This window comes from Endozoicomonas sp. ALB115, from assembly GCF_049310245.1.
Taxonomy (GTDB): domain Bacteria; phylum Pseudomonadota; class Gammaproteobacteria; order Pseudomonadales; family Endozoicomonadaceae; genus Endozoicomonas.
On record NZ_JBLYZG010000008.1, the window covers coordinates 48,025 to 74,374 of the forward strand.

General features: G+C 42.8%; 30 protein-coding genes. 2 read left to right on the forward strand and 28 right to left on the reverse strand.

Annotated elements, in window-relative coordinates; genetic code table 11:
* Nucleotides 1-91 precede the first annotated feature (91 nt).
* Together ACO6VE_RS05520 and ACO6VE_RS05525 are read left to right on the forward strand one after the other, a co-directional pair.
* Entirely contained in the window at nucleotides 92-406 is a 315-nt protein-coding gene (locus ACO6VE_RS05520; RefSeq protein WP_422460130.1) for a type II toxin-antitoxin system HigB family toxin, read from the forward strand.
* Nucleotides 403-879, forward strand: coding sequence for a helix-turn-helix domain-containing protein (locus tag ACO6VE_RS05525; RefSeq protein ID WP_422460132.1), 477 nt, complete (start codon nucleotides 403-405; stop codon nucleotides 877-879). Before ACO6VE_RS05520 ends, ACO6VE_RS05525 begins: the two co-directional genes overlap by 4 nt.
* Before the next feature lie 77 nt (nucleotides 880-956).
* Here the strand turns inward: ACO6VE_RS05525 and ACO6VE_RS05530 are convergent, their stop codons facing one another.
* The 28 genes from ACO6VE_RS05530 to ACO6VE_RS05665 form a co-directional block, all read right to left on the reverse strand.
* Nucleotides 957-2,984 carry a polysaccharide biosynthesis protein gene (locus ACO6VE_RS05530; RefSeq protein ID WP_422460134.1) on the reverse strand — a complete coding sequence of 676 codons (2,028 nt, stop codon included), beginning with the start codon at nucleotides 2,982-2,984 and terminating at the stop codon, nucleotides 957-959.
* Nucleotides 2,985-3,176: 192 nt separating this feature from the next.
* A complete protein-coding gene (locus ACO6VE_RS05535; RefSeq protein WP_422460136.1) occupies nucleotides 3,177-3,725 on the reverse strand; it encodes a sugar transferase in 549 nt (182 codons plus the stop codon).
* 5 nt (nucleotides 3,726-3,730) lie between these two features.
* Nucleotides 3,731-4,642 carry an NAD-dependent epimerase/dehydratase family protein gene (locus ACO6VE_RS05540; protein WP_422460138.1) on the reverse strand — a complete coding sequence of 304 codons (912 nt, stop codon included), beginning with the start codon at nucleotides 4,640-4,642 and terminating at the stop codon, nucleotides 3,731-3,733.
* Nucleotides 4,639-5,880 carry a glycosyltransferase family 4 protein gene (locus tag ACO6VE_RS05545; RefSeq protein WP_422460140.1) on the reverse strand — a complete coding sequence of 414 codons (1,242 nt, stop codon included), beginning with the start codon at nucleotides 5,878-5,880 and terminating at the stop codon, nucleotides 4,639-4,641. The genes ACO6VE_RS05540 and ACO6VE_RS05545 overlap by 4 nt, the downstream gene beginning before the upstream one ends.
* A gap of 2 nt (nucleotides 5,881-5,882) precedes the next feature.
* Complete coding sequence (gene wecB / locus ACO6VE_RS05550) at nucleotides 5,883-7,013, reverse strand: non-hydrolyzing UDP-N-acetylglucosamine 2-epimerase (protein WP_422460141.1); 1,131 nt, start codon at nucleotides 7,011-7,013, stop codon at nucleotides 5,883-5,885.
* Nucleotides 7,013-8,116 carry a UDP-2-acetamido-2,6-beta-L-arabino-hexul-4-ose reductase gene (wbjC, locus tag ACO6VE_RS05555; RefSeq protein WP_422460143.1) on the reverse strand — a complete coding sequence of 368 codons (1,104 nt, stop codon included), beginning with the start codon at nucleotides 8,114-8,116 and terminating at the stop codon, nucleotides 7,013-7,015. Before wbjC ends, wecB begins: the two co-directional genes overlap by 1 nt.
* 1 nt (nucleotide 8,117) lies before the next feature.
* Nucleotides 8,118-9,152 carry a polysaccharide biosynthesis protein gene (locus ACO6VE_RS05560; RefSeq protein WP_422460145.1) on the reverse strand — a complete coding sequence of 345 codons (1,035 nt, stop codon included), beginning with the start codon at nucleotides 9,150-9,152 and terminating at the stop codon, nucleotides 8,118-8,120.
* Nucleotides 9,139-10,323: a glycosyltransferase family 4 protein gene (locus tag ACO6VE_RS05565; protein ID WP_422460147.1), complete on the reverse strand. Its 1,185-nt coding sequence runs from the start codon at nucleotides 10,321-10,323 to the stop codon at nucleotides 9,139-9,141. Before ACO6VE_RS05565 ends, ACO6VE_RS05560 begins: the two co-directional genes overlap by 14 nt.
* Nucleotides 10,323-11,348, reverse strand: coding sequence for a hypothetical protein (locus tag ACO6VE_RS05570; protein WP_422460149.1), 1,026 nt, complete (start codon nucleotides 11,346-11,348; stop codon nucleotides 10,323-10,325). The genes ACO6VE_RS05565 and ACO6VE_RS05570 overlap by 1 nt, the downstream gene beginning before the upstream one ends.
* A 234-nt stretch (nucleotides 11,349-11,582) precedes the next feature.
* Nucleotides 11,583-12,476 carry a glycosyltransferase gene (locus ACO6VE_RS05575; RefSeq protein WP_422460151.1) on the reverse strand — a complete coding sequence of 298 codons (894 nt, stop codon included), beginning with the start codon at nucleotides 12,474-12,476 and terminating at the stop codon, nucleotides 11,583-11,585.
* Nucleotides 12,476-13,099 carry an acyltransferase gene (locus ACO6VE_RS05580; RefSeq protein WP_422460153.1) on the reverse strand — a complete coding sequence of 208 codons (624 nt, stop codon included), beginning with the start codon at nucleotides 13,097-13,099 and terminating at the stop codon, nucleotides 12,476-12,478. Before ACO6VE_RS05580 ends, ACO6VE_RS05575 begins: the two co-directional genes overlap by 1 nt.
* Before the next feature lie 100 nt (nucleotides 13,100-13,199).
* On the reverse strand, nucleotides 13,200-15,176 hold the full coding sequence (locus tag ACO6VE_RS05585) for an acyltransferase family protein (RefSeq protein WP_422460155.1): 1,977 nt from the start codon (nucleotides 15,174-15,176) through the stop codon (nucleotides 13,200-13,202).
* A 48-nt stretch (nucleotides 15,177-15,224) separates the two neighbouring features.
* Nucleotides 15,225-16,496 carry an O-antigen translocase gene (locus ACO6VE_RS05590; RefSeq protein WP_422460157.1) on the reverse strand — a complete coding sequence of 424 codons (1,272 nt, stop codon included), beginning with the start codon at nucleotides 16,494-16,496 and terminating at the stop codon, nucleotides 15,225-15,227.
* 2 nt (nucleotides 16,497-16,498) lie between these two features.
* Nucleotides 16,499-17,617 (reverse strand): DegT/DnrJ/EryC1/StrS family aminotransferase, encoded by a 1,119-nt coding sequence (locus ACO6VE_RS05595; RefSeq protein ID WP_422460159.1) that lies wholly within the window; start codon nucleotides 17,615-17,617, stop codon nucleotides 16,499-16,501.
* Nucleotides 17,618-17,742: 125 nt separating this feature from the next.
* A complete protein-coding gene (locus ACO6VE_RS05600; protein WP_422460161.1) occupies nucleotides 17,743-18,195 on the reverse strand; it encodes an acyltransferase in 453 nt (150 codons plus the stop codon).
* On the reverse strand, nucleotides 18,195-18,590 hold the full coding sequence (locus ACO6VE_RS05605; protein WP_422460163.1) for a sugar 3,4-ketoisomerase: 396 nt from the start codon (nucleotides 18,588-18,590) through the stop codon (nucleotides 18,195-18,197). Before ACO6VE_RS05605 ends, ACO6VE_RS05600 begins: the two co-directional genes overlap by 1 nt.
* Nucleotides 18,591-18,592: 2 nt before the next feature.
* The gene (rfbA, locus tag ACO6VE_RS05610) at nucleotides 18,593-19,474 is read right to left on the reverse strand and encodes a glucose-1-phosphate thymidylyltransferase RfbA (RefSeq protein ID WP_422460165.1); all 882 of its coding nucleotides are present in this window, start codon (nucleotides 19,472-19,474) and stop codon (nucleotides 18,593-18,595) included.
* 3 nt (nucleotides 19,475-19,477) lie between these two features.
* Nucleotides 19,478-20,548, reverse strand: coding sequence for a dTDP-glucose 4,6-dehydratase (gene rfbB / locus ACO6VE_RS05615; RefSeq protein ID WP_422460167.1), 1,071 nt, complete (start codon nucleotides 20,546-20,548; stop codon nucleotides 19,478-19,480).
* A 260-nt stretch (nucleotides 20,549-20,808) separates the two neighbouring features.
* Nucleotides 20,809-22,314 (reverse strand): Wzz/FepE/Etk N-terminal domain-containing protein, encoded by a 1,506-nt coding sequence (locus ACO6VE_RS05620; RefSeq protein ID WP_422460169.1) that lies wholly within the window; start codon nucleotides 22,312-22,314, stop codon nucleotides 20,809-20,811.
* Nucleotides 22,315-22,547: 233 nt separating this feature from the next.
* Complete coding sequence (locus ACO6VE_RS05625; protein ID WP_422460171.1) at nucleotides 22,548-22,868, reverse strand: nucleotidyltransferase family protein; 321 nt, start codon at nucleotides 22,866-22,868, stop codon at nucleotides 22,548-22,550.
* Entirely contained in the window at nucleotides 22,865-23,281 is a 417-nt protein-coding gene (locus ACO6VE_RS05630; RefSeq protein ID WP_422460173.1) for a nucleotidyltransferase substrate binding protein, read from the reverse strand. Before ACO6VE_RS05630 ends, ACO6VE_RS05625 begins: the two co-directional genes overlap by 4 nt.
* A gap of 305 nt (nucleotides 23,282-23,586) precedes the next feature.
* The gene (locus ACO6VE_RS05635; RefSeq protein WP_422460175.1) at nucleotides 23,587-24,108 is read right to left on the reverse strand and encodes a hypothetical protein; all 522 of its coding nucleotides are present in this window, start codon (nucleotides 24,106-24,108) and stop codon (nucleotides 23,587-23,589) included.
* Nucleotides 24,109-24,189: 81 nt separating this feature from the next.
* A complete protein-coding gene (locus tag ACO6VE_RS05640) occupies nucleotides 24,190-24,681 on the reverse strand; it encodes a hypothetical protein (protein WP_422445212.1) in 492 nt (163 codons plus the stop codon).
* A complete protein-coding gene (locus ACO6VE_RS05645; RefSeq protein WP_422445214.1) occupies nucleotides 24,678-24,959 on the reverse strand; it encodes a nucleotidyltransferase family protein in 282 nt (93 codons plus the stop codon). Before ACO6VE_RS05645 ends, ACO6VE_RS05640 begins: the two co-directional genes overlap by 4 nt.
* An 87-nt stretch (nucleotides 24,960-25,046) precedes the next feature.
* The gene (locus ACO6VE_RS05650) at nucleotides 25,047-25,343 is read right to left on the reverse strand and encodes a nucleotidyltransferase domain-containing protein (RefSeq protein ID WP_422445216.1); all 297 of its coding nucleotides are present in this window, start codon (nucleotides 25,341-25,343) and stop codon (nucleotides 25,047-25,049) included.
* On the reverse strand, nucleotides 25,330-25,833 hold the full coding sequence (locus ACO6VE_RS05655; protein WP_422445218.1) for a hypothetical protein: 504 nt from the start codon (nucleotides 25,831-25,833) through the stop codon (nucleotides 25,330-25,332). The genes ACO6VE_RS05650 and ACO6VE_RS05655 overlap by 14 nt, the downstream gene beginning before the upstream one ends.
* 32 nt (nucleotides 25,834-25,865) lie before the next feature.
* The gene (locus tag ACO6VE_RS05660) at nucleotides 25,866-26,069 is read right to left on the reverse strand and encodes a hypothetical protein (RefSeq protein ID WP_422445220.1); all 204 of its coding nucleotides are present in this window, start codon (nucleotides 26,067-26,069) and stop codon (nucleotides 25,866-25,868) included.
* Nucleotides 26,045-26,194 (reverse strand): hypothetical protein, encoded by a 150-nt coding sequence (locus tag ACO6VE_RS05665; RefSeq protein ID WP_422445222.1) that lies wholly within the window; start codon nucleotides 26,192-26,194, stop codon nucleotides 26,045-26,047. The genes ACO6VE_RS05660 and ACO6VE_RS05665 overlap by 25 nt, the downstream gene beginning before the upstream one ends.
* Nucleotides 26,195-26,350 lie beyond the last annotated feature (156 nt).

Genomic DNA, 26,350 nt, shown 5'->3' on the forward strand with positions numbered 1-26,350 from the left:
AACGAACAGCGGCTTTTACTGAACTACTATGAAATACCAATAGAATTGCGGTAATAATTGCAAAATCTCAAATTGAGATATAAGGTTAACAATGCATATAATTGCAAAGCGAAAGTTCTCTGAAGCGGCAAGAAAGTACCCGCAGCACGCCGTAGCCATTATGGAAACCTACCAGGTATTGAATAAAAGCAGCTTTGTGGATATTCATTCCTTAAAACAGGTCTTCAAAACGGCAGAGCGTTTTCGTTATGACAAAGATGCCTATGTCATCGATATTGCCGGTAACCACATCCGGCTGATTGGCATTATTTACTTTATGAATCAGAAGCTCTTTGTAAAGCACATTGTTGACCACAAGGGGTATGATGAAATCACCAAACGCTGTCGGAAAGGAGGAAGTCTGTGAACCTGAACAATTCAAAAGGCATGGCCGAATTAACCCGGCGTTTTCACCATTTACTGGAAGCTGTCCCCTTTCTGGAAGGCATCAATAACGAAAACGAATATCAACAGGCCCTCGATGCCACGGAACTGCTGTACAGAACCATCGGCGATAACCCGAATGATCCCAGAAATCTCCTTCTGGACATGATCGCCCAGAAAATAGAACGCTATGAATACCAGACAGACCCGGTGCTTTCCCAGTGGGACCAACAGGATGGTGCAATTGCCCTGATCAAAATATTAATGCGCCAGCATGGCCTGACTCAGGCCGAACTACCTGAGATCGGCAGTCAGGGTGTTGTTTCGGAAGTATTAAACGGCAAGCGACCGCTGAACCTGCGGCAGATACAAAGCCTGGCTGAACGGTTTGATTTGCCGGTGACTCTTTTTATGGAGCATAAGGGGGGGGTGATTGCCGTTACCCGTTTCCCGTAAAAGAAACGACTAAAACTTTTACGGGCAACGGGTACGGGCAACGGGGACGATCTTTTACGGGCAACAGGAACGATCTTTCAAGAAACTTCATCCTCAACCGCCCAATGCCCCGGATGCCGATAAAGCCAATCCACCACCTTACTGCTGGGTGCATAACCATTCACATAGCGCAACAACAACTCCCGGGTAATGCTATAGCGGTGTTCTTTCAGGCTCTCGATCATCTCAGACAGCACAACTTTCAGCTGCTCCCAGGCCAGCAACTCCTCAAAGGCCCGGCTGATACGGGGGTGAATAGTGTCCTCGACGTTATCGCCGATCAACAGCTCTTCATACAACTTCTCGCCGGGGCGAAGGCCGGAAAAACGGATTTCAATATCCCCGTCCGGGTGTAATTCATCCTTTAAAGACAAGCCGGAAAGGGAGATCATCCGTTTTGCCAGATCGATAATTTTCACCGGCTCACCCATATCCAGCACAAACACATCGCCCCCCTGCCCCATGGCACCGGCCTGAATCACCAGCTGGGCGGCTTCCGGAATGGTCATAAAATAGCGGTTAATTTCCGGATGAGTCACCGTAACCGGCCCGCCGGTACGGATCTGCTCCCGGAACAGGGGAATCACCGAACCGCTGGAACCCAGCACATTACCAAACCGCACCATGGTAAAACGGGTATTATTGGGAATCACCGTGCCCGGCGTGGACCCGAACAGCTCCGGCTGAAACAGCCGGATCTCTTGCTCATTACTCAAGGCCTGCAACACCATTTCCGCCAGGCGCTTGGAGGCACCCATCACATTGGTGGGCCGCACCGCCTTATCGGTGGAGATCAGCACAAATTGCTTTACTCCCGCCAAAATGGCGGCCTGGGCAGTATAAAGCGTCCCCATCACATTATTCCGCAACCCCTGGGAGACGTTATACTGAACCAGCGGCACATGCTTGTAGGCAGCGGCATGGTAGAGGGTCTCGACCTGATAGGAATTCATCACATCCAGCAAACGCACCGGGTCATTAATCGACCCCAGCACCGAAATCACCGGAATATTCAGCCCCAGCGTGCGGATGGTACCCTGCAGTTCCTGATCAATGGTATAAAGGTTAAACTCCGAGTGCTCCAACAGCACCAGCATTTTCGGCTTTCTGACCAGTGCCTGCCGGGCCATCTCGGAGCCAATGGAACCACCGGCACCGGTGACCATCACCACCTGGTCAACAATATCCTGCTCCACCAGTTCGGCAATGGGAGCCACTTCATCCCGGCTCAGCACATCGCCAATATCCACTTCCATAATCTCCTGCACCCGCGCCCGACCACTGGCCAGGTCCTGAATACCAGGCATGGTTTTAATGGGCAGGCCATAGGTTTCCAGATGCCGAACAATCTCCCGCCGCCGCTGACGACTGGCCGATGGAACGGCCAGCAGCACTTCCTGGGCACCGGTTTGCAGAATCAGACGATCCAGTGCATCCGGGGCAAATACACGACAACCCGCGATGGTTCGCCCCCGTAGGCGAATATCGTCGTCAATAAAAGCCACCGGACGAAACTCCCTGGAATGCTCCAGTGCTTCAACCAGCTGATTACCGGCCTCCCCTGCACCATAAACCGCCACAGGCTGACCACTCAGCTCATGACTCCTGGCTTGGGGCAACTTAATGGGGGCAAAAAGAATATCCCGGAACCGGAAGCCCCGTAGCCAAAAGCGAACCCCGTATCGACTTACCCCCAGAAGCAGGGCCGACAGCAGCCAGTACAACACCGGTACACTGCGAGGTACAGGAACCCCAAGCAAAGTAATGGCCACAGTCAGCATCAGAAAAGAAAGGAAACTGGCCCTCAGGATAATAAACGACACATGCTGCCCCATATAGCGCAGCAGTGCACGATACAAGCCCAGGCAGTAGAAGACCGGCAAAGAAATGACCGAGGCCAGCAGTCCGGAGATATAAAAGGAATTGAGATAGCTGGGCACAAAATCCTCATAACCCAGGCGCAAATAGAAGGCACCGAACAGGGCTAGCCAGACTATAAGCAAGTCTATGGCCAGCATGGTGAGGGTTTTCTGTTTTCTGGATAATTTAAGTAGTTTTTCTCTCATATTCAGCCTTTGGCTGCGTTTTCCGTTGTCCGTACCTGTTGTCCGAAAAAGACAAGCTTCAGGAAGCGGGGTGTGAAAGTTTGTCTAAGTTACAGATGCGGAATAAAACAATCTTCGGCTGAGCAGCACGTTATCCGCAAGATATGAGTAACGCTTTTATGGGCTGCGGGGTCGGGTAACGGGAATCGATGCTCAACGCACTCGATCTCCCTGCCCACTTCCCGTTACCGTCATGAAAATATATTTAAAATAATTCCGAACAGTTAAGGTTTTAATCATCTGGCGATCAGTTTCAGCAAGCAGCTCAGGGGTAGACATATCGATATGGTTAACCTGGGCTAAACCCGTAATACCAGGCAGTACATCATAAACACCCAGTTTGTCTCTGGCGGCAATCAACTCTTCCTGATTGAAAAGATTGGGGCGTGGGCCTACCAGGCTCATCTCACCTTTCAGTACATTAATTAACTGGGGTAACTCATCCAGTTTCGTCTTTCTCAGAAATCGCCCCAACGAAGTGATGGATGATGAAGAGGCTAAGTGGCTGGCTACGGAAGCAGTATCTACCCTCATGGTTCGGAACTTAACCAGTGTAAAAGTTTTTTTGTTTCGACCTACACGCTCTTGCGTAAAGAGAGGTGAGCCTGTGTCAAACAGACCAATAATATAAATTACCGATAATATAGGGGCACCACAAACCAAACCCAACAAAGCAAAGCAAAAATCAAATATACGTAACATTTTACTTATTCATCATCCGTAAAGCAGCGGCGAATACCTTCTTGAAGGCTGACTGGTGGTTTCCATCCAAGAGTATCTTTTGCATAACTCAAATCAATTTGAAGGTCATAGGCGAGCTTATCAATCATCGAAGATTTACCTGCTAATCCAGCTACAAAACGTAATAATGAGATATTTACAGGTATCAGATACGGTGTTTTACCAGAGGCTTCAATCAGGTTTTTGATAAATACTGTGGTAGAAACATCATCATCATCACTGACAAGAAAGGTTTTGCCTTCTGCCAGAGGGTGCTCTATACAAGTGACAATAAAATCAATCAGATTATCAATGCTGATAAAACTACGCTTATTGTGAATTGCACCTAATGGCAGAGGCAGGTTTGTCTTTGCTAACTTGAGTAAATTTCCAAAACTGCCTGGGGCTCCTTTTCCATATACCAGCGGAGGACGAATAATAACGACTTCAAGCCCTGTTTTAATGGATATCTCTTTCAAAGCTAACTCAGCATTATACTTTGAAGTGGAATATATATCATGGGGATTAGGTGTATCATCATGAGCGAATGGTTTACTGCTACTACCTCCATTTACACCAATAGAGCTCAAAAAAATAAACCGCCTAACACCGGCATCTGCTGCGGCTTGTGCAAATCGCAACACAGAAAGGTGATTTCTTTGGTTAAATTCCATCTCAGAACCAGCAGAAGAGTGAGCAATTGCCGCCAGATGAATTATCGTTTTTATACCATTAAAGTCAAAATCACCGTAAGAATCTGTATCTAAATTGAAATATAGAGATTTTTTATATGCACAAAATCTTTCAGGATTTCGGCAAGCAGCAACGACATCTTGGGCAGGCAAGCGACTCAATAACTTACTGCCTATAAACCCCGTAACACCTGTTAGAAGAATCATAATCTGCTTTTGATTTGCTTAGAAATTTTCACATTGGACAAGATTTTTTCCAAGAAAGAAATCTGTATATCTCGATTAAATGCTTTCTCGGAGTAATTTTTTCCATTAATACCAAGGGCAATGCGCTCTTCCTCAGGCATCATAAACATCTTTTCAATGTTTTTTGCCAGCGCATGAAAATCACCAGAAGGAGCCGCTAACCCACAATTAGCTTCTTTTATAACATTGGCTGTCTCACCTCCTAACATTGTCAAAACAGGCTTCCCTGATGCCATGTAAGACTGAACTTTTCCAGGAATGGTCATTGAGAAAATAGGTGTATCTTTGAGCGCCACCAAAAATGCATCAGCTTGTATATAAAATGAAGGCATACTCTCCAGAGGGAATCGACCGAAGAATTTAATAAAATCACCAAGGCGTCTATGATAAACCTCTTCCTTTACCCACGATAGTTTACGACCATCACCAACAATGTTTAAGGTAATATTAATATTTTTATCTTTTAATAACTCCATAGCATTGAGGATTGATGGAAAGTCCTGAGCCTCACCTATATTCCCTGCGAACAGTATATTGAAAGATTGCTTATCAAATGTTTCTTCATTAACAGGGTGGTTCTCACTATCAAATACAGATTCTGCCCAACTTGGGAAATATAGGATATTAGCATCAGGCTTGCTTGAGCTTTTTATAGCGGCCATAAAACTTTTGGACTGAGCTAATATTTGATCACATTGGTTGTAGATGTATGAAACCAGCCTCCCAGTAATATTAAGAATCTTTTCAGAATTGACAAACCCCACTGAACTCAGGGATTCTGGCCACAAATCCAACACCCACATCACGATGGGTTTTTTATAAATTTTCTTATACAAAATAGCTGGTAAAGCAACAGTCACTGGTGAAAGTTGACACACAAAAACAACATCAAAACTTTCCTTACGCAACTTCCATAAACCAATTGTAGAAGCACTGATAAAGTAACTAAGATAATTTAAAATAAGACCAAGCTTCCCTTTTCCTCTAGGAATAATTGGTACTCTGACAATATTACATCCATGAAAATAACTGTACAGATCAGGATCTTCGAGATAAAAATCAAATTTATCGCCGTCAGGATAATTAGGCTCACCGGTCAGGACAGTGACTTCATGCCCCTTTTTCCGTAACGATGCAGTTAAATCATTTATTCGAAAATTTTCCGGCCAAAAATATTGTGATACGACCAATATTCTCATATTCAGTACTGTTTCCAGATCGTACGCATCACATAGTCGGTATAAGAATGAATAATACGCACCACCTTTTCGGAAACGTTCGGCATGCTGTAATCACTCACCAGCTGTAGCAGGCGATCTTCTCCCCGAGGTTGTTTTTCCAGAATATCCAAAGCCTGCATAACCCGATCTGCACTTAAGCCAACCATCATCACGGCAGCCTCTTCCATGCCTTCTGGTCTTTCATGCGCTTCACGAATATTCAGTGCCGGAAAGTTCATAATGGAAGATTCTTCAGTAATCGTACCACTATCAGACAACACAGCTTTTGCATGTTTTTGCAGGTGGTTGTAATCGTGGAAACCCATTGGTTTCAGCAACTGAATATTGGCATGAAAATTCAGACCTTCTGCTTCAATGCGGTTTCGCGTACGTGGGTGAGTGGAAACAATCACAGGAAAGTTGTAGTGTTCTGAAACACGGTTCAACACCTCCTGCAATTTTATCAACTGCTTTGGTGAATCAACATTTTCTTCCCGGTGTGCACTAACCACAAAGTAATTACCTGCCTGAAGATTCAGTCTGGTCAAAACATCGGAGGCATCTATTTGAGGCATGTAATGATGCAATACCTCAAACATTGGGCTACCGGTTTTAATCACACGATCTGCAGGTATGCCTTCAGCTAGAAGATAATCGCGAGCAATGGTGCTGTAAGTTAAATTGATATCAGCGGTATGATCGACAATACGCCGGTTGGTTTCTTCTGGCACACGCTGGTCAAAACAGCGATTACCCGCTTCCATGTGAAATATGGGTATTTTTCGGCGTTTGGCAGGTAGTGCTGAAATACAGGAATTGGTATCCCCAAGAACCAGCATGGCTTCGGGCTGAACCTCCTCCAACACCTGATCGACTTTGATAATCACCTGCCCAATGGTTTCTGCGGCATTCTTACCTGCAGCATTCAGAAAATAGTCCGGTTTTCTTACTGAGAGGTCATTAAAAAAGACTTCATACAATTCGTAGTCATAATTCTGGCCGGTATGAACCAATATATGTTCACAATGTTCATCCAGTTTGGCTAAAACACGGGATAGCCGGATTATTTCAGGCCGGGTTCCAACCACGGTCATGACTTTAAGTTTTTTCATCAAAGCGGACTCGCAAAAGTATCGGGGGCTTCTCGATCAAAAATTTCGTTAGCCCACAACATGACTACCAACTCATCATCACCGATATTGGTAATGTCATGAGACCATCCGGGTACAGTTTCGACTACCTGGAACTGCTCACCGGTAACAGTGAGTTCATATCTTTCTCTAGTACTAATCTGTTCAAATTTGAACAGCGCCTTGCCCTTAATCACCAGAAACTTTTCATTCTTGGAATGGTGATAGTGACCACCCCGGGTAATACCAGGATGGGCCGTAAAAAAGGAGAACTGCCCTGCCTGGCGGGTTTTCAGCATCTCACAGAAAACCCCCCGGTCATCGCCATAAGCGGGCACGGTATAACTGAACTGTTGTGGCGTAAAATGGCTGAGATAGGTCGAGTAAAGCGCACGGGTTAGGCCGGTCCCGACATTCTCGGTAATCAGTGAATCACGGCTCAGTTTAAAAGCTTGCAGCTGATCAGCAACCCCACCCACCGTGGTCGGGTATTCCGGGCTAACTTGCCGATAGCCGGATGACTGCCCCGCTTTTAATAGCCCGATCAGCTCATTGCAGACATCGTCAATATACACCAGCGTCACGGCCGCCGACGGGTCATGAATGGTCAGCTCAATATCATGGACAATATTGTGGCAGAACGTTGCAACAAAGGAGTTGTAATTGGGCCGACACCACTTACCGAATACATTGGGAAAACGGTAGATAAAGTAGTTTGCACCGGTTGCCTCACCGTAGGTTTTAACCAGTTGCTCTGCTTTTCCCTTACTGATTCCGTATGCATTGTCACGCTCTGCCTGAGTCGATGAACTGAGCATCAGCGGTGTTTTTTTACCAGCTGTTTCCAACACCTCAATAATAAAGGCCGTTAAATCGGTATTCCCTTCTTTAAACTCAATATCATTCTGAGGCCGGTTAACACCGGCCAGATGAAAAACAAAATCCGCAACCTGTAAACTGGCGGCTAACTCCGCAAGTGTGGTTTCTCGATCAACCTTTACAATATCGTTATAGCCGTGCTCCGCCAGCATGGTACACAGGTTTTTACCGATAAAACCATTGGCCCCAGTTACCACAATCTTCATATCAGGCATCCAGCTCATAAGTTTCACCGGCACACAGGGCGCGAACAAACGGCAGTTTTAACAGCAGGTTTTTCATACCCTCAACATCCAGCCGCTGGGTATTATGAGAGTTATAATCTTCCACTTCCGAGATACGAATATCGCCATCTTCGACAAACTTGCTGTAGTTCAGGTCCCGAAGGTCCGGTGGGATCCGGTAGTAATTCCCCATATCCGTCGCTGCTACCATCTCTTCACGGCTTAACAGCGCTTCATACAGTTTTTCGCCATGGCGAGTGCCGATGATATCGATGGGATAATCCTGGATATCCAGCAACTCATGCAGCGCATGAGCCAGCGTTTCTATCGTGGCAGCGGGAGCTTTTTGTACAAAGATATCGCCATTGGTACCATGCTCAAAAGCATACAGTACCAGGTCAACAGCATCCTCCAACGTCATCATAAACCGGGTCATATTGGGGTCGGTAATGGTAATCGGTTTTTTGGCTTTAATAAGATCAACAAACAGGGGTATCACCGAACCACGGGAAGCCATTACATTGCCATAGCGCGTACCACAGATCACGGTTTTTTCACTGTTAACATTCCGTGATTTTGCCACCATCACCTTTTCCATCATTGCCTTGGAAATCCCCATGGCATTGATTGGATAAACGGCTTTATCAGTACTCAAACAGACGACACGAGAAACCTCATTTTCTATGGCTGCCTCCAAAACATTTTCCGTACCCAACACATTGGTTTTGACCGCCTCCATGGGGTGAAACTCACAGGACGGTACCTGCTTTAAAGCAGCTGCATGAAAAATAAAATCGACACCTCGCGTGGCATTAAGGATGCTCTGGTAATCCCGAACATCACCGATATAAAACTTCAGCTTTGGATGAGCGAATTTTTTCCGCATATCATCCTGTTTTTTTTCATCCCGGCTGAAGATACGGATTTCTTTGATATCTGTTTCAAGAAAGCGATTTAGTACGGCATTACCGAATGAACCGGTGCCGCCAGTGATTAACAATACATTATTTTTGAACATTAACTTTTTCCAAAATCTGTTGGGCAATCTTACTGACTGAGTGCTTTTCTTTGAGGAAAGTGTTAGCTCGTCGGCCTAACTTACAACGCAGGTCATAATCACCAGCCAACTTTAATATATTATCAGCCAAACTCTTAACATCTCCTGCCAAACAAGAAATACCAAGCCCATTTTCTTCAATTATGCTACCAAAATCACTTGACGCTTCTACACTAGCAATAATTGGTAATGAACATGCCATATAGTCCAATGATTTAGACGGGTATGTCGGACAAGAAACACCCTCTAAGGTTGCAACAACACCAATATCTGCAGAAGACAATACACTCAAATAGTCATCTCTTGATATTTGACCAAGGTAGTGAAAATGATTGGGATACCGCTGAGAAAAATCAAGGACATCCTTTGCTAGACAACCAGAACCACATACAATAAGTCTAATTTTGTTATTCTTTAAAGTTGCATCTCTTACAGCTTCTAATAACGTATTCACTCCTCTCCCATGAACAAGCTGACCTCCAAATACTAACGTAACGAAACTATCACTCTTTTTAACAGATTTTTTACCTGCATGGGAATAATCCAAATAAGATGTCCAGATAGGAATAATATCCCTCTCTTTAGATGATCGTCCAAAATAACCATCAAAGTACTTTAAATTTGCCGGACTCATACATGACACACGGTCCACACTATTAAGCAAAAAACGCTCAAAAAGCTTCAATACTGGCAGACCAAAGCGGGGCACTTTATTACTGATCTGAGCATTATGAATCGGAAAAAAATCCCAGTAAATTATATGCCTATAGCACGAAAAAAATTTTGCACATAAAATTGGAAACCACATAGCAAGACATGGAGAAAAAGATAAAACCAAGTCATATTTTTTACGCGCAGCAACAGCATGCAGACAAAATGGTGCAAATTTCAGAGAAGAAAAGAACCAACGAAACAATAGAGATAAGGCACCACTCCCCGATCCAAAAACATTTTTTCTATATATACTAAGTCCATCTCTATGATAATGATTATTAGTATTTACAGAGCCCCATTCAATGCAAAGAACAGTTACATTGCAGCCTATTTTGAGTAACTCTTCTCCTAGTTCACTAGTTAACCACTGGGATTCTTCTGGCAAAGGATACTTAGTAGCTAAAATTAAAATATTCATTAAACCCTTATTTTCTTCTGCTTAGATAAAAGCTTGCGACAAATGATACAAACTAACAAAAACAGTGATGATAGAATGTTTGCACTAGAACCTACTAAAAAATTCCCAACAGGCAGTGAAACCATAAACATAAAAATGAAATATAGAAGTGACAAGGCACAAACAGGCTCTAATCTGTTGCTTGAGCCTAATAAGCATGTCAACCACTGAGAAGTCCTACCAATTAAGAAAATAATTATAAAATATAAAATAGCACCTAATAATAGAAACATGTTTAAGCTGTAAGGAACCCAAGATGCCCCACAATCAACATCTTTAGCACACAAGAACTCAGGCTCTATATTAAATAACAAGTTATTTAAAGGCATTAATATATAAAAAAGCCCATAATTTGATTCCGATAAAAAGTATTCAAAAAAATAAGAGACGTAATATATCCCAAATGCAAAATATGCAGATAACTTCACACTTAAATATGCCAATGCTGGAGATATATTTGAAAGCAAACTATCATTTGAGTAACACAGTACTTGGCTAGTACATAAATCAGCTAGCTGTCCTCCATAGCGCAAAGAAATATTGTTATAAAAAATGATTACACTAACAATAACAACCAACAGAGTAACAGTCACTTTCAAAAAAGAATTGGCTCCTATCTTCTTACCCTTCCATGACATAAAAAAACTATAAACAACTAAAAGCAGAATTTCAAAAAGCTCAAAAGATGTACCTCGCGCTAAAGAAAAATACACATATGAACATCCAGTAATAATCAAACCTACCCAAAGATACCAATTAGACCTTGAGAAAACACACAATATAAAATAGCAAACCAATGTTATTTTCATTAAAAAAAGAGAAAGAATGGCTAAAATTTTTTTCTCTGAAAATACATGCAAGCTATTTTCCATAAAATAACGTTGATATTCATTATAATTGCTAGAACCCTGTCGAAATGATGATAAAATATCACCTAAACCACTCCCTGTATAAAAATATGCAGCATATATCGATGTTGGAATCATCAAGAATGAGAGTAAAAAAAAGAATCGTTGAAAGTACAAAGATATATTTAAGCTCGGTGGAACGTATTTTTTTCTCCTCCAACAACCTAAAGAAAAAGTAATCCACGTAATCCACACAAAAATAAGACCAACTAAAAAGTGTGATGCTGGTGTAGAAATTGAGGAAAATATAACTAATAGTGTATAAAATAAGTACACACAAAAAAGCAAAAATGATAGAACCACACTCCCCACCTAACCTTTGATTTTAAGATAAAGAGAGCGCGCCATTTTTCGTAATCCAAAATAACCATAACCAATAATAGGAAAAGAAATCAATCTAGAAAAAGCCTTGCTCTTCAACACCATCCAGTTCAGCTTGAATAATAACCAGGCATTAGGATTTGCTTTTTTTGCATCAACTAAAAAATTAGAGAACATGTATTTCTCTAACATTTTGAACTTTATCATTCTTTTTACATCAAGATTCTGAGATATGTTTGAATCATGAAATCGATATAAAACCATAGGTTTATCTATATATAGAATCTCACCTTCAAGGATCGCCCTAAAAGCAAAACATCCATCCTCTTGCCCAACACCTTTGATAAAGCCACCATATTTATCGTACAATGAACGATGAAATGCTAGTGAAGCACCAACACACCAGCATGTCACACCCGAAATAAAATCTTTTAAATTTCTTGCAAATCTCGGCTCCCTCGAAAACATTAACCCAATTTCTTTATCACTATCATCAATTTTTTTTAAATTTGTAAATATTGCTTTGCAGGAATTTCCTTTTTTTTTCCAAAAATCCATTACATTTTCTACTCTGGCATCCTGGGAAATATCATCTCCCGCCGCCATAAAAATGTAATCCCCTTTGGTCAGAGCCAGTACGTTAGATAAGTGTTCACCCAACCCTTGATTGCTTTTATTTCTTCTTAATAGTACCTCGGCATTACCTGTGTATTTTTCAACTACGTTTTCTGCAATAGAGTATGTCTTATCAGTCGAACAATCATCAGAAATAATAATCTGCAAATTAGAATATGTTTGATTAAAAGCTGATTCTAACGCTTTCTGTACAAAACATTCTTGATTGTATAGTAAACAAACAATTGTAACTAAAGGATCCTGAATCATTAATCAACATCTTCGATAAGTTTTACAAATTTAGCAGGAACTCCTGCATATAAAGAAAAAGGTTCAACATCTTTTGTTACAATAGATCCACTTCCAATTACAGAGCCATTGCCAATAGTAACACCTTTTAATATTTTTACACCTTCACCAACAAAAACATCATCTCCTATTTTTATTGGTGCACATTCATAGCAACCATTACTTCTATTCACTATAGATAAACCATGAAAATCAGAGTCCACAGCAAAAAGACACGGCCCAATAATACATCTCTGACCAATAAAAATACTTGTCTGATCCGCAATAATTACTGCATTATTATTGATATATGTATTACTGCCAATGGAAACCAGAGCATCATTTCCCCTTGCTTCTATATAAGTATTAGATGTTAACAATTTTGGTGATGGCCATACACCAATATGGGAAGATTCAATTACAATTCTTCCTCTTCCAACATAATTAACTGCCTGCAAAACATTTGACAAATCACCATCTGGACTATTATCAGACAGAATAAATCGATAGAAATAAGCTCTAACCTTTGACAATAACGAGATGAAAATAAAAACCCAAAGTCGCCTTACCCCAAACCTTTTGACTTTAAAAAACAGGTTTTTCATTTTACTTTTTCAACCATGAAATGGCACCACCATATGAAGCATAATAATCCATCCATTAACAGCTAAAAATACAAAAAAGTAATTGATAGTTAATGTAGCTTTAATTCAATAAATTTGACTTTTTTAGAAACTTTCCTATTGCCAAAATAGATGGATCACCCCCCTCATATTCTATCATCCTAATTACAATCAAATTTATAAAACTTTTCGTCAAATGATTCCAGTCTTCCATAAAAGGAACTGAGCGGTAATCATATGGGTAGACGCCACCCTCATCAGCAAGTAACTCAAATAAACTGATGTAATAATAGTCAATATTGCTACCATCAATTTTTTTATCTCTAATCTCTGACACCTCAATGTCAGGTCTAAAATATTGACTTTGATTTATACAAATTGATGCATTATCAGCATTTCCACTAAACATTAAACCTAAACAACCTGAATATTCATTAGGATCAAGTTGAAAATAATTACCCATCACAAAAAGCTCAGTATCTTTTGAGTAATTTTTTATTAATGAAAGTAGGTCAAATCTAAACTGGTTTACCTGGTAAGAATAAGGTCTATGTGAAACTAAAAATACTGCCTTTAGTTTTTGAAGAAAGGCTCTGTCATTTAAAAGTGAAACTGTCTGAATACATTGCTGTTCCCAATCTTTTCTACTTGAAACCCTATTCATTACTATTTTTGACTTATTTTTAACTTCAATATCACATCCTAAATATTGTAGATTTAAGACATCATACTTCTCATCTATAAATTTACCAATTCGTCCCCAGTTACTTGAATAAGAATCACCTAAAATCAAAACAACGCTGCCAAGCTCATCAATATCTATAGGTGCTTGCAATGGACTTACTACCTCCAACTCCTTTTCAAAAAACTTTGCCTCACTAGAATATATTTTATTCAACCTATTTGGATAACCACCAGTAATAATAATAGAAAGTAAGATGGTTAGAAGTGTCAGAGTTGAAATAATAGAAATAGCAGAAAATGTAGTACCTTTAATAAAATCACGATTTCTAAATGGCCTTTCAATAAAGATATAAGAACATATAGAAACAACAAACGTTAAAGAAATCAATCCAACCTTTTCGAAATTAGTCAGTACATCAACTGCACCTACACGAGCAAATGCAAATATTGGGAAATGCCACATATATACTGAAAAACTTATCAGCCCAACGTAGACAAATGGCTTACTGGATAGAATCTTTCCAACTATTTCCTCATTTGAAGAAAACTCAATAATCAAGGCTACCCCTAATAATGGAATAAGTGTGTATAAACTTGGATGCAGTGTTTCAGAACCAAATGTTAGAATAGAACCAGTAATTAACAACAAACCCAATTTTGGCAACTGTTTATTTAAAAAAACATTGCAGTGCCTTCTGAAGAACAGCTCTCTTATTGCCAACATTGAACCAATCGCCAACTCCCAAAACCGACTCATTGGCAAATAAAAATTCAAATCAGGATTTTTATTTGCCATAATAATCGAGTAAACAAGACTGATAAAGGAGAAGCCAATCAAGATAGTCAAAAGGTTGCATCTAATTTTATTGTAAGAAAGCCAAACTAAGAATGGAAAAATGATATAAAACTGTTCTTCTACACCAAGACTCCATGTATGAAGAAATGGTTTCAAAAGAGCATAATTTGCCCCATATTCAGTTGTGTTAAAATAAAAATAAAAATTTGACCCGAATACCAGTGAAGTCAAAATGCTTTCAGCATACTCAATAAAATCTTCTGGAATTAATGTTTGCCAAGCAAATGGTATAGATAAAAATATAACAAGGTAAAATATCGGTAGAATTCTACGAGCTCGGCGTTCATAAAAATTACAAAAATTAAACTCTCTATTTTCATTAAACTCCGTGAGAATAATCCTAGCAATCAAATATCCACTAATAACAAAGAAAATATCAACTCCAATATAGCCTCCCTCAAACCAGTCTCTCCCCCAAAAAAATAGTTTCGCATGATAAAGTACGACACTTAAAACAGCTACAGCTCTTAAACCATCAATTTCTGGCCTATAACTAAGCTTTGAATAAACTCTACTCATCTTTGTCCAAAAACAATATTCTTAAATTCAAAATTAAAACAGGTAACTCTAACTACTTTTATTATATATATTTTCTAGATTTATTAAAAATTTGTACGCAACAACTAGAAATATAAAAAGCAATAAATTATTGATTGCATAAGATAAAGATGCTGCCTCTATACCAAGCAAATCTACAAGAGAAAAAACAAAAATATAAAACAACGCAGAAAATATCACCTCTGTCACAATAAAAAGAATAAACATTGACTTTGCAATTAATACATAACCTAACAACCAGCTCGATATTTTAAAAATGTCACCAATTAGTTGCCAAAAAAACAAGACCGACATTTGTTTAAAGTCTGAAGTAAACATTAAACGAATAATAAAATCACGAAAAAAATAGATCAATACAGAGCAAACAACAGCAGCGGGAAGAATGATTATATATCCTGAAATCAGTTCTCGTGTAACTTCAGTTCGAGTACGTAGGGCTGCCAATTTTGGCAGATAATACACCCCCAATGTGCTTGTAAAAAATAAGAGATAAGTACTACTCAACCGCCACATTGCCTCCCAATATCCAGCTATGTTCCATCCTAATGTTACCCCCAAATAGTTTCTCACCAACATATGACTAATCGGTACGCATGCAGCACTTGCAAATGCCATTATTGTATATTTAGCCAAATTTTCTACAACAACTTTATCTATGTAGCCAAACAAATATTGAATGCGGAACCAATGCGCCTTACAAGTCAACCCGAGTGTGACAAAGAAAGACAGTGAATGATAGACGGCCAACGCAACCAGCGCACCGTAAAGACCATACTGAACAGCCATTACCACAGTAGCAAGCAATGCAAATGCACTACCAGAGATATTAGCCAATACATAACGGCGAATCTCCTTTTTACCATTGAGAATTGCCAGCAAGAGCGTATTCAGAACAAATAAGGGGAGTGTTACCCCAAACCAGACAAAAACGCCGTTAAGTGTTGTGTCGTGCAAAAACCATTTAGCTAATGGTTCCCGAAATAACACCACTAAGACACCGGTCAGTACTGAACCCATTAATGCAATAGTACCTGCACTGCGCCAAACTGTTTGTTGCTGATGCTCATCTTCATAAAATTCCGCAGTATATTTCGTCACGCCATTATTAATGGCACCACTAGCAATCGTGGTAATAATTTGTACCGCATTTTGAAACTGCCCCAGTGCGGCATAGCCTGCTGGCCCCACGTAGATTGCCAAGATTTTATTGATGCCCAGCAATGTGAGCATCCGAACCACCACCGCTACAGCATTAAGAAGACTTGTTTTAATCAGTGTCATAGTCAGCCACAATACCCGTTACACGCGGCAATCACAGACTCTAGCTCATCATCCGTCATCACCGGACTGACAGGCAAACTTAGCACCTTTTCATGCATGGACTCGGTAATCGGAAAGGAGAGTTCCGACCAATGGACAAACGCCTGCTGCTTGTGCGGTGCAACGGGGTAATGAATCAGTGTGGCTATTCCCTGCTCCGCCAGGTATTCCTGAAAGCCAGCACGGTCATCACATTGCACTACATAGAGATGAAACACATGATTCTGAATGCTTTCCATGGTACTGCTTTTCATCAGTGGTTGCCGAATCAGTGGGTTACTAATACCACGGGTATAGGCAAGGGCTATGGTTTGCCGACGACTGGTTTCACTGTCCAGGTACTGCAGTTTTACGCCCAGCATCGCTGCCTGAATTTCATCCAATCGGCTATTCACCCCCTGATAGAGATTTTTATATTTCTCGTGAGAGCCGTAGTTTCTCAGCGCTTTAATGGTCCTGAAAAGTTCTGGGTCGGAGGTAGTAATGGCCCCGGCATCACCTATTGCGCCCAGGTTCTTGCCCGGATAAAAACTGAAACCGGCCGCATCACCAAGACCACCCACTTTTTTTCCTTTATAAAGTGCGCCGTGGGCCTGGGCCCCATCTTCAATGACTTTCAGGTTGTATTTCCGGGCAATAGCATTGATTTCATCCATACCCGTCACCTGCCCATAGAGATGAACCGTAAGAATTGCCCTGGTTTTTCCGGTAATATGTTGTTCAATGAGTGCCGGGTTCAGGTTATAGGTTTCGGCATCCGGTTCCACCAATACAGGCTTTAAACCATTTTCAGTAATAGCCAGAATAGAAGCGATATAAGTGTTGGCAGGTACAATCACTTCGTCACCTTCAGCCATCATACCCAGTGCTTTATAAGCCCTGAGAATCAAAACCAGAGCATCAAGCCCATTAGCGACACCAAGGCAGTATTCTGTCTCACAGTATTGAGCAAATGCTGCTTCAAACTGTTCTACTTCATTGCCAAGAATATACCAACCGGAATCAATCACACGGCTTGCCGCTTCAATCAATGCTTCCCGGTATTGAGCATTGATGGCTTTTATATCTAGAAATGGAATCATTGTATGGCTTCTTAATTACACTTTCCGGAACAACAACACTGTCAAACATCTATATCTAATGGAAATTAGTAGTGTGGTACAGTCTAATCCGGATACTCATTCATCAGACTGTATAACCTGATGGGTTACCTAGTGATTTGACCAGCAGGATTGCCATAGACAGTAGCACCAGCAGCTACATTTTTAGTCACTACAGCACCAGCTCCAACCATTGCTCCTTCTCCGATAATAATACCGGGCAGAATCGTTGCATTAGCCCCAATGGAAGCACCTTTACATACCCGTGTCTTGAGGAATTCATCTGGATACTGTTTTGATTGGGGAGTTTTATCATTAGTAAAAGTGACATTAGGACCAATAAAGACATTGTCTTCAATGGTAATACCATCCCAGATTTGCACACCACTTTTAACCGTGACGTTATTGCCAATGACAACATCGTTTTCAATCAGGCAGTGAGAGCAGATATTAACATTATTGCCAATCTTAGCTTTGGGCAGCACTACGCAGAACTGCCAAACTCTGGTGTCATAACCAATCTTCTCTGACTGAACATCAGATAAAGGATGAATAAACATCAATTTGCAGCCTGCAGAAATTGTTCATAATCTCGAATATAATCCACTTCATCGTACAACTCACTGGCCAGAACCATCAGCACACAATCCTCAGTAAAATCGTACATTTCATGCCAAAGCATGGTACCGATAAGAATACCGGTGGTGGGTGAGCCTAACCGACAATCCACCGTCTCCCGACCATTATCCAGCAAAAACGAGCAAGCGCCCTTCACGCATACAGCAACCTGCTGCAGCGCCTTGTGTGCATGAAACCCCCGTCGTACATTTTCCGGGGTACCGTAAATATAATAGACCCGCTTGATCTCGAAAGGGATATTACGGTTCTGCTCCAACGCCACCAGGCCACCCCGGCCATCGGTGATTTCGTTAAAATAAATAAATTCCGGTTCCATTATCACGCTCCCTGCAATGCTTCAAATGCCAGCCTTGACAGGTATTGCCCGTAACTGGTTTTGCTCAATGTTTCACCTTTCTGGCGAAGATCGTCAACGGTCAGCCACTCATTGTTAAAAGCGATCTCCTCCAGGCAAGCCACTTTCATACCCTGTCGGTGCTCAATGGTCTGGATAAAATGGCCCGCTTCCAGCAGCGCATCATGGGTGCCGGTATCCAGCCAGGCAAAGCCACGGCCAAGCAGCTCTACGTGGAGTTTATTCTGTTCCAGGTAGACTCGGTTCAGATCGGTAATTTCAAGCTCGCCCCGCTCAGAAGGGTGAATCTCGCGGCTCAGGTCAACGACAGCGTTATCATAAAAATAGAGGCCGGTCACCGCATAGTGAGACTTGGGCTTTGCAGGCTTTTCTTCAAGTGAGGTCACTTTACCCTGACTGTCAAACGCTACAACACCAAAACGTTCTGGGTCAGCCACCTGATAGCCAAAGACAGTGGCTCCCTCTTTACGGGCCGCTGCTTCCTGCAATTTTGGGGTAAAACCCTGCCCGTAATAAATATTATCTCCCAGCACCAGCGCCACCCGGTCAGGTCCAATAAAGTTTCGCCCAATGGTAAAAGCCTGCACCAGCCCTTTCGGTTCCGGCTGAATGGCATAGCTCAGGTTAATACCAAACTGACTGCCATCCCCCAAAACATTAAAGAAGTGAAGCTGATCTTCCGGCGTGGTAATAATCAGAATATCCCGAATACCCGCCAGCATCAGCACTGATAACGGGTAATAAATCATCGGTTTGTCGTAGACCGGTAGCAGCTGCTTGGAGACACCCAATGTGATCGGATGCAACCGGGTACCGCTGCCACCGGCCAGGATAATTCCTTTCATTGTTTATTCCTTAATTGAACCCAGTCGTTCCCGCTGATAGCTGCCATCCTGGACATGTTGGCACCATTCACTGTTTTCCAGATACCACTGCACGGTTTTACGTAGCCCGGTTTCAAAAGTTTCTTGTGGTTTCCATCCCAGTTCAAGCCCAATTTTGCTGGCATCAATGGCATAACGATGGTCATGGCCCGGACGGTCGGTAACAAAAGTGATCAGGTTTTTATAGGCTGCAACACCTTCTGGCTTATTTGGAGCCAACTCTTCCAGCAAGGAACAGATAGCCAGAACTACTTCTATATTTTGTTTTTCGTTATTGCCGCCAATGTTATAGGTTTCACCTACCCTACCCTCAGTTACCACTTTGTAAAGTGCTCTGGCATGGTCTTCTACGAAAAGCCAGTCTCGAGTTTGTTTGCCACTGCCATAAACCGGCAGCGGCTTGCCTTCCAAGGCATTTAAAATCACCAGTGGAATCAGTTTTTCGGGAAAGTGATAAGGGCCATAGTTGTTGGAACAGTTGGTGATAATTACTGGTAGAGAATAAGTCCGATGCCAAGCTCGGACCAAGTGATCCGAGCCTGCTTTACTGGCTGAATAGGGTGAGCTTGGGGCATAAGGAGTTGTTTCGGTAAACAGGTCATCGGTTCCTTCCAGATCACCGTATACCTCATCAGTGGAAATATGATGGAAACGAAAGGCAGCCTTTTTCTCGGAAGCTAGCTTATTCCAATAAGCTCTGGCCACTTCCAGTAAGGTATAGGTACCAACAATATTGGTTTGAATAAACTCTGAAGGGCCATCAATGGAACGGTCTACATGGCTTTCTGCAGCCAGGTGCATTACCAGGTCGGGCTGAAATTTTGTAAACAGCTGCTGGATAATTGCGATATTGCTGATGTCTGATTGAACATAATGGTAACGTTCGCTGTCAGATACCGATAACAGTGACTCAAGATTCCCAGCATAGGTCAGCTTGTCAACATTAATGACCCGGTGTTTGGTTTCATTGATTAAAAAACGAATCAGTGCAGAGCCAATAAAGCCGGCACCGCCTGTGACTAGGATGGTTTTCATTATGGGATGTTCAAGTAGTTTAAGTGTTGGATAATGCTTTGCATACATTATCCAGAATTTACTGGGCTGGCTGGTTTAGTAGCAATGTAGGGTTTGTTATTTGCTCCCGACCGACGAGCTGAATGCCAGGATAAAAATATCTACGAGAAGATTATACGATTTCAAAACTTACAAATATGCGGAAAATCACTTTGTATCATGCGTTTGGCAAACCAACAGAACCAGAAATAGCCAACAAATTTTACTGTTAAAGTAAAACCTTAGTCTTGCTCTTTAACAAAAATAGCACCATCAATCACCACACCAGCCTGCTGCAAGCGTCGGTTAGCTGCTTCAATGTCTTTTACAGAGGTCTGTCCCGCCTGAATAATCATCAAATCGGTGGCGCACAGGCTGCCAACAACGGCCCCATCAGTCACATTAAGAATGGGCGGCACACTGATTAATACCACGTCATAATGACTGGATCCCCAGTCCAGAAGTTTTTGAAACCTGGTGCTCATTAACTGTTCAGATGGATTATCTGGATAGCTATTACCGGAAATCAAGTCCAGGTTTTCACTGACTGTGATCGCTGAGTGGTCGTTATTGATCATTTTTTCCGCCAGCCCATGCTCTCCAGCTGTATCAAAATGCTTGAACATTCTACCCTGGCGAAGGTCTGCATCCAGGAGTAATACTTTTTTACCCGCTTCGGCCAGCTCACTGGCTAACTGGATGATGACATGGTCCTGTTCAATAACCGGAGACGGACTGCAAACCATCGCCCGATTATTGGCTGCATTTTCCAACTGGTATAGCAGGTTGGTACGTAATACTTTGAAACCTTCGCGACATCCCGGTGTCGTTTTTAATTCCTCAGCGCTGGCCACTTCTGCAAATACAGTAAGCCCGGTTTTATTTTCTGCTTCTTCTGAAGTGCATAGCACCTTTCGCATCATTTCACGGACAAACACTACTACAATTCCCAGCATCCCTCCCAGCATAACTGCCAATACGATAACAAGGGTGTATTTGGGGCTAACCGGATCATCGCTGGACACCGGATCACTGAGCACATGACGATCATTTAAAGCGATAGCTTTGGCATTTTCCAATATATCGATATTGTTCTGGACTGCGTTCTGAGCCAATTTCAGTTCATTCAACCGAGCACTTTTTACAGGAACGTCCTGTTCTTGAGCCTGTGCTATCTCTTGTTGTGTTGTAAACAATCTGATTTTCAATAACGCCAGTGATTTTTCAATAGAACTCACCAGTGTTTGATTACGTTGTTCAAAATAGTAATCAATGAGGGTATTTAATAATTTGATATTTTCCTGAGGATTCGAGCCGCTCAGCGTAATTTCAAGAATACCAGTGCCTCTACCTTTTTCAGCAACCTGTAATCGGCCCTGAACGTCTTGTGCCACATTGGGCGCAGGAGTATCGGATTGAGATTGCTTTGCTGCAATGAAACTATGAATAAAGCCAGGACTCCTCATCTGCTCTATGGCAATACTTGAGCTGATTGAAAGATCCTCCACATGTTCAGTATCCCGCAAATTTAAAATCAGGCTGCTTTGGCTATGTTCAATTTTTATCAATGCACTTGCCTGATAAACCGGCTTAACCGCAAAAAGGTAGCACAGGGCAAGGACTAACGAAGCCAGTGTAATACCAATAACCCAACGTCTACCTCGGAACAGGATCGCTGCGATCTCAGAAAGGGAGATCATATCGTCGTCCATGGCTTGTACAGCATTATGTTCGGAATATTGTGTCATTTGAATTTTATCATTCAGAAGAAAAGGAACAAAAAGAAAGTCAGGGTCAGATACCGGGAAAAATCATGGAAGCTCACACTCGGCGAGGAGTTCAGACAAATATTGAGCGCTTATCGCTGCCTTTTTCGACTTACGTCTAAGCTTGCTTTAAAGGTTTCTGCATTCTTCGCCAGACTAGCTGCTAAGGGATTGGTTCGCTTTTTGCTGTTGATCCTCAGCCTGAAACCAAACGACTACTGAACAACAACATACTTTTCCCGAATCACTTTCCGGAAATTCTCAGGCACCTGATCCCAAACAAAAAGATCGACCCGAAATGGCAGGTTACTCTCTTCCAGCGCCTCCCTGAGTTCAGCTATCGCAATCGCCTGTTCCGGGCCGGAAAAGGCAACCATATCAAGGTCCGATGCTGAATGGGCCTTGCCATTGACTCTTGAGCCATAAGCCCAGACTTCGATATCTGGCAAATGTTTTTTCAGCAATGCCTGTAGCAGTAACAGTTCATCGTGTGTCAGGTCAAGGTGTTCCGGGGGATGATCGGTAGAGCAATTCATAACCAGGATTCCCCGCTCATGGTTTCGTATAAGGCAACCGCATCCTTAATAAAAGCACCCATTAAATCAAGTGCTGACTTTGCTTTTTCACCATCATAATCATGGGATGTATCAATGCGGCTATCCGCATAGATCAGCCACTGGGTAACATCCGACGGCAACAGTCGGTTTTCATTGGCAATACGGAACAATGGCTTCGGGCTGTTGGGGACGTCGGGTAACCCCAGGCTGTTTTTCAAATAGCGCTTTAGCACTTTCCACATGCAGTCATAACAGGTTTCAAATCGCTGGATAACGGACTCCGATACTGCCTCTTGCAGCCAGGCGGGTAATGTGTCATCAAGTGTTTGCAGATGATGATATTGGGATTCCAGCAGAGTGAGTGACTGTTTAAACTTGTCGTAGTCGATCATTTTTAATTGGCCTTGCCTCTTCTATTTTTAGTTCGCTGCCGGGACAACGCCACCGCTTCGCTCGGGCTTTCAGCGGAGTTCACCTTTATTGACAGCCATTACTGCTCGCCCTGGTACATCATTTCAATGAGATTGACGTGTACCCTCTCCGTTCATCCTGAGCGCCCTTCGGCTCGGCTCAGGATGCACGGACGAAGGGTGTTTGGCACGATCTATCATGGGCCGGAGTTTGCGCCCTTCGACAGGCTCAGGACGAACGGAGTGCAGAGGCATATGATAACAACAACCTGGTAAACTCATTGAAATCATGTACTAGGTAAAGCAGCCCCATAGCGCAAGGCAAAATCCCGAATATTACGATAGACCGTTAACAACTCGCTGACCAGCGGCAAGGCCCGGTTCAACGTCTCGGCATTCAGTTCACTGTCTTCCGGGTAGTCATGGGCAAAAGCGTTGCGCATCTCACGAAATAGAGGCCCTTGGGCTGCATTATCAATCGCCCCTATTTTTTTTTCCAGCCGGTTGAGCTTGTCGATAAAGGTGTTCAACGCCCCCTGCTCTCCCACCAAATCCAGCACCTGAGGGAAGAGTTTTGCGCCCATGGCATCCTGTAATTTACTGAACCGGGTGGCAAATTGATCCATGTACGCCACTTCAGCCGGGGCAAGGTTTTCAAACGCTTTGGCACTCAATGGAAACAGGCTTTTCACTTCGGCCATCACCCATTCAAGGCGCAAGGCATGACGGTCACAAATCCAGAGGGTGCGCCCGATAACGTCTGCTATTTGTCGTTCGCTACCCATTCCTTTGCCCTGCTCGGTTGCCATTCAATTGAATCCCGGTATTTCTGGCTTCATGGTGAATCGCTTCCCGGGGTTTTCCTCGTCGGTAGATGACCAGGTCAATTTTCAGGAATTATACCGCAGACAGTACTTTCGTACCCGATCAGCAATATCCAGCAAAATGGGTGTAGCCTGCAACGTTTCAGGAAAAATAACCCTCAGCGCTTCCGGCTGGTATTCGTGGGCAATGCTGTTACGCAATTCCCGGATTTCGATAAACCGGTGGGCATCCTCAATCAGCCCTTTTTTTTCTGCACGGTTGATTCTGTCCCTGACGGTGCCGACATCTTCCAGGTCAATGGTGTCGATCAGGCGAAATATTTTTTGTAACAGAATATCGTTAAAGCGGGCAAATCGTGCGGTGAGTGATTCGAATTTTTCCAAGTCTTCCTGTTCCGGCATCTGGTCATTAGTCAGTAGTATGGCCTGACAGCGATCCAGAGACCATTTTAGCAGGGCTTCCATCTGGGCCATGGCCAACAGCTGCTGTTCTAATAACAGGATTCTGTCGGTATTTTTTTTCCCTGCCTGTTGCTTTTTGCCTGACTCGTTAGTCATAGCCGGATTCCCTCTGCCAGCGCGATACGGGTGAATGGATCAGTATCGTCTGCGGCAATCACCAGGTCAATTTTCTGCTCTCCGATAATCTCGTACAGCGCCAGCCGTATGCCCGTCCTGTCTTTCAAACCCAGTGTTTTTGACAGGATGAGCAGGTCAATATCCCCTCCTTTTGCCTGGTCATTCGCCCTTGAGCCAAACAACCATATTTGCGCCTGAGGGTCTGCCTGATATATCACCTTTCTAATGGCGTTTTGCTCTTCGTTCGTGAGTCTCAATATTGCATAACCTATTTAGAAAGGCTGTGAAAAGCGCTGTAAAAAGACAATCCAGGTCTGTTGTCAATGTCGTTTAATCTTTAATCACTAACCAAGCCTGACCCCTTGCCTGGCAATTTCATGAATGGCCAGCGTTTCATGCCGGGTATCATGAATGAGGATATCCACTTTCAACTCACCCCAGCGGTCTTCAAATGCCAACCGGAAGTTAATTTTTCGTTCCAGGGTATTACCGATATTGTCTGCCTCAATATAAAGATCAATATCCCCCCCTTTTTTTGTATCATCAGCCCGGGAGCCAAACAGCCAGACGCGGGCATTTTCTGCTACATGTTTTCTTGCGAGTTCGACGATACTCTGTGCCATCGCCTCAGATATCCGCACGCTCTATCTCCGTTAGCTCTATTCCTTGCTGTTCACAGTAACGGTAGACATTCTCAGCCACCTTAAGCAGCAATGGCGTATTCTGCCATGCCATGTTTAACGCATTCACTCTTTCTGCCTCTGCTTCCGGATAGTCATGGGCAAACGCATTTCGGATCTCACGCCACTGACGCCATTGATCAGCAGAGTCCAGAATCCCTCGTTTTTCTATCCGGTTAAGAATATCTGCCATACTGACCGGCTCTTCATCCTCAGCCATCAGCAAAGTACGGAACACTTTACCACCAAGACAGTCCTGAAGATCACCATAGCGAACACGAAAAGCATCCAGCTTTTCCATCAGGTCTTCATCTGCGTTTTGCAAATCGTCCGCTGTCAGCGGTAAATCTGCCTTCAGCCTGACGACAGAAACAGACAACCGGGTAGCCGTGCGACAGGCCTGAAACCAGTTCTGCGTCAGCAATTTCAGGTATGAAGTATTCAGGGTCATCTCAGAATCCATTGATGCGGTTATAACTATTATTATTCAATAATACTGATATAACGATTCAAAGCCTCTTCCTGGGCGCTGGCCACTATGTCCATAAATCCCCCGTAGTCCTCTCGGGTAGGCGCTTTGTCCAGCGCCTCATAATAGGCCAGACGGTTTTCTTTGCGGATAATGACCGGTAAATAACCACTGCCCATCAAATCAAAGTTCATTAACAGCCGGGCGGATGGTACCATTTAACCAAATCATTTATCAGCTGTGGTAGGTGGTAATGGTCCGGGGGGGTGTGTTCTGCACCAGCAATAACAACATTCTGCTGCCGGTAGCGACCTGCATTGCCATCATCTATATTTTTCAGCACTAACTGGTGAATACTTAGCAGTAGAAAGAAAGGTTAGCAGCCGTTTTATAAGCTGCTCAATCTTATAAACCAACCGAAAAGTACGCTACCGCCCATCGGCTTAAGCATATGCCGAAACAGCTGCGCGGAGAACAACCAATCTACTCAAGCAAAAGT

Excerpts from the sequence above, each read along its gene's own strand:
- ACO6VE_RS05635 (WP_422460175.1), bottom strand. The coding sequence starts at position 24,108 with ATGGCAACCGAGCAGGGCAAAGGAATGGGTAGCGAACGACAAATAGCA.
- ACO6VE_RS05585 (WP_422460155.1), bottom strand. The coding sequence starts at position 15,176 with ATGAGTAGAGTTTATTCAAAGCTTAGTTATAGGCCAGAAATTGATGGT.
- ACO6VE_RS05595 (WP_422460159.1), bottom strand. The coding sequence starts at position 17,617 with ATGATTCCATTTCTAGATATAAAAGCCATCAATGCTCAATACCGGGAA.
- ACO6VE_RS05575 (WP_422460151.1), bottom strand. The coding sequence starts at position 12,476 with ATGATTCAGGATCCTTTAGTTACAATTGTTTGTTTACTATACAATCAA.
- ACO6VE_RS05640 (WP_422445212.1), bottom strand. The coding sequence starts at position 24,681 with ATGACTAACGAGTCAGGCAAAAAGCAACAGGCAGGGAAAAAAAATACC.
- ACO6VE_RS05660 (WP_422445220.1), bottom strand. The coding sequence starts at position 26,069 with ATGGTACCATCCGCCCGGCTGTTAATGAACTTTGATTTGATGGGCAGT.
- wbjC (WP_422460143.1), bottom strand. The coding sequence starts at position 8,116 with ATGAAGATTGTGGTAACTGGGGCCAATGGTTTTATCGGTAAAAACCTG.
- ACO6VE_RS05520 (WP_422460130.1), top strand. The coding sequence starts at position 92 with ATGCATATAATTGCAAAGCGAAAGTTCTCTGAAGCGGCAAGAAAGTAC.
- ACO6VE_RS05620 (WP_422460169.1), bottom strand. The coding sequence starts at position 22,314 with ATGACACAATATTCCGAACATAATGCTGTACAAGCCATGGACGACGAT.
- rfbA (WP_422460165.1), bottom strand. The coding sequence starts at position 19,474 with ATGAAAGGAATTATCCTGGCCGGTGGCAGCGGTACCCGGTTGCATCCG.
- rfbB (WP_422460167.1), bottom strand. The coding sequence starts at position 20,548 with ATGAAAACCATCCTAGTCACAGGCGGTGCCGGCTTTATTGGCTCTGCA.
- ACO6VE_RS05560 (WP_422460145.1), bottom strand. The coding sequence starts at position 9,152 with ATGTTCAAAAATAATGTATTGTTAATCACTGGCGGCACCGGTTCATTC.
- ACO6VE_RS05600 (WP_422460161.1), bottom strand. The coding sequence starts at position 18,195 with ATGTTTATTCATCCTTTATCTGATGTTCAGTCAGAGAAGATTGGTTAT.
- ACO6VE_RS05605 (WP_422460163.1), bottom strand. The coding sequence starts at position 18,590 with ATGGAACCGGAATTTATTTATTTTAACGAAATCACCGATGGCCGGGGT.
- ACO6VE_RS05590 (WP_422460157.1), bottom strand. The coding sequence starts at position 16,496 with ATGACACTGATTAAAACAAGTCTTCTTAATGCTGTAGCGGTGGTGGTT.
- ACO6VE_RS05580 (WP_422460153.1), bottom strand. The coding sequence starts at position 13,099 with ATGAAAAACCTGTTTTTTAAAGTCAAAAGGTTTGGGGTAAGGCGACTT.
- ACO6VE_RS05530 (WP_422460134.1), bottom strand. The coding sequence starts at position 2,984 with ATGAGAGAAAAACTACTTAAATTATCCAGAAAACAGAAAACCCTCACC.
- wecB (WP_422460141.1), bottom strand. The coding sequence starts at position 7,013 with ATGAAAAAACTTAAAGTCATGACCGTGGTTGGAACCCGGCCTGAAATA.
- ACO6VE_RS05540 (WP_422460138.1), bottom strand. The coding sequence starts at position 4,642 with ATGATTCTTCTAACAGGTGTTACGGGGTTTATAGGCAGTAAGTTATTG.
- ACO6VE_RS05625 (WP_422460171.1), bottom strand. The coding sequence starts at position 22,868 with ATGAATTGCTCTACCGATCATCCCCCGGAACACCTTGACCTGACACAC.
- ACO6VE_RS05630 (WP_422460173.1), bottom strand. The coding sequence starts at position 23,281 with ATGATCGACTACGACAAGTTTAAACAGTCACTCACTCTGCTGGAATCC.
- ACO6VE_RS05570 (WP_422460149.1), bottom strand. The coding sequence starts at position 11,348 with ATGATTCCAACATCGATATATGCTGCATATTTTTATACAGGGAGTGGT.
- ACO6VE_RS05565 (WP_422460147.1), bottom strand. The coding sequence starts at position 10,323 with ATGAATATTTTAATTTTAGCTACTAAGTATCCTTTGCCAGAAGAATCC.
- ACO6VE_RS05545 (WP_422460140.1), bottom strand. The coding sequence starts at position 5,880 with ATGAGAATATTGGTCGTATCACAATATTTTTGGCCGGAAAATTTTCGA.
- ACO6VE_RS05535 (WP_422460136.1), bottom strand. The coding sequence starts at position 3,725 with ATGTTACGTATATTTGATTTTTGCTTTGCTTTGTTGGGTTTGGTTTGT.
- ACO6VE_RS05655 (WP_422445218.1), bottom strand. The coding sequence starts at position 25,833 with ATGACCCTGAATACTTCATACCTGAAATTGCTGACGCAGAACTGGTTT.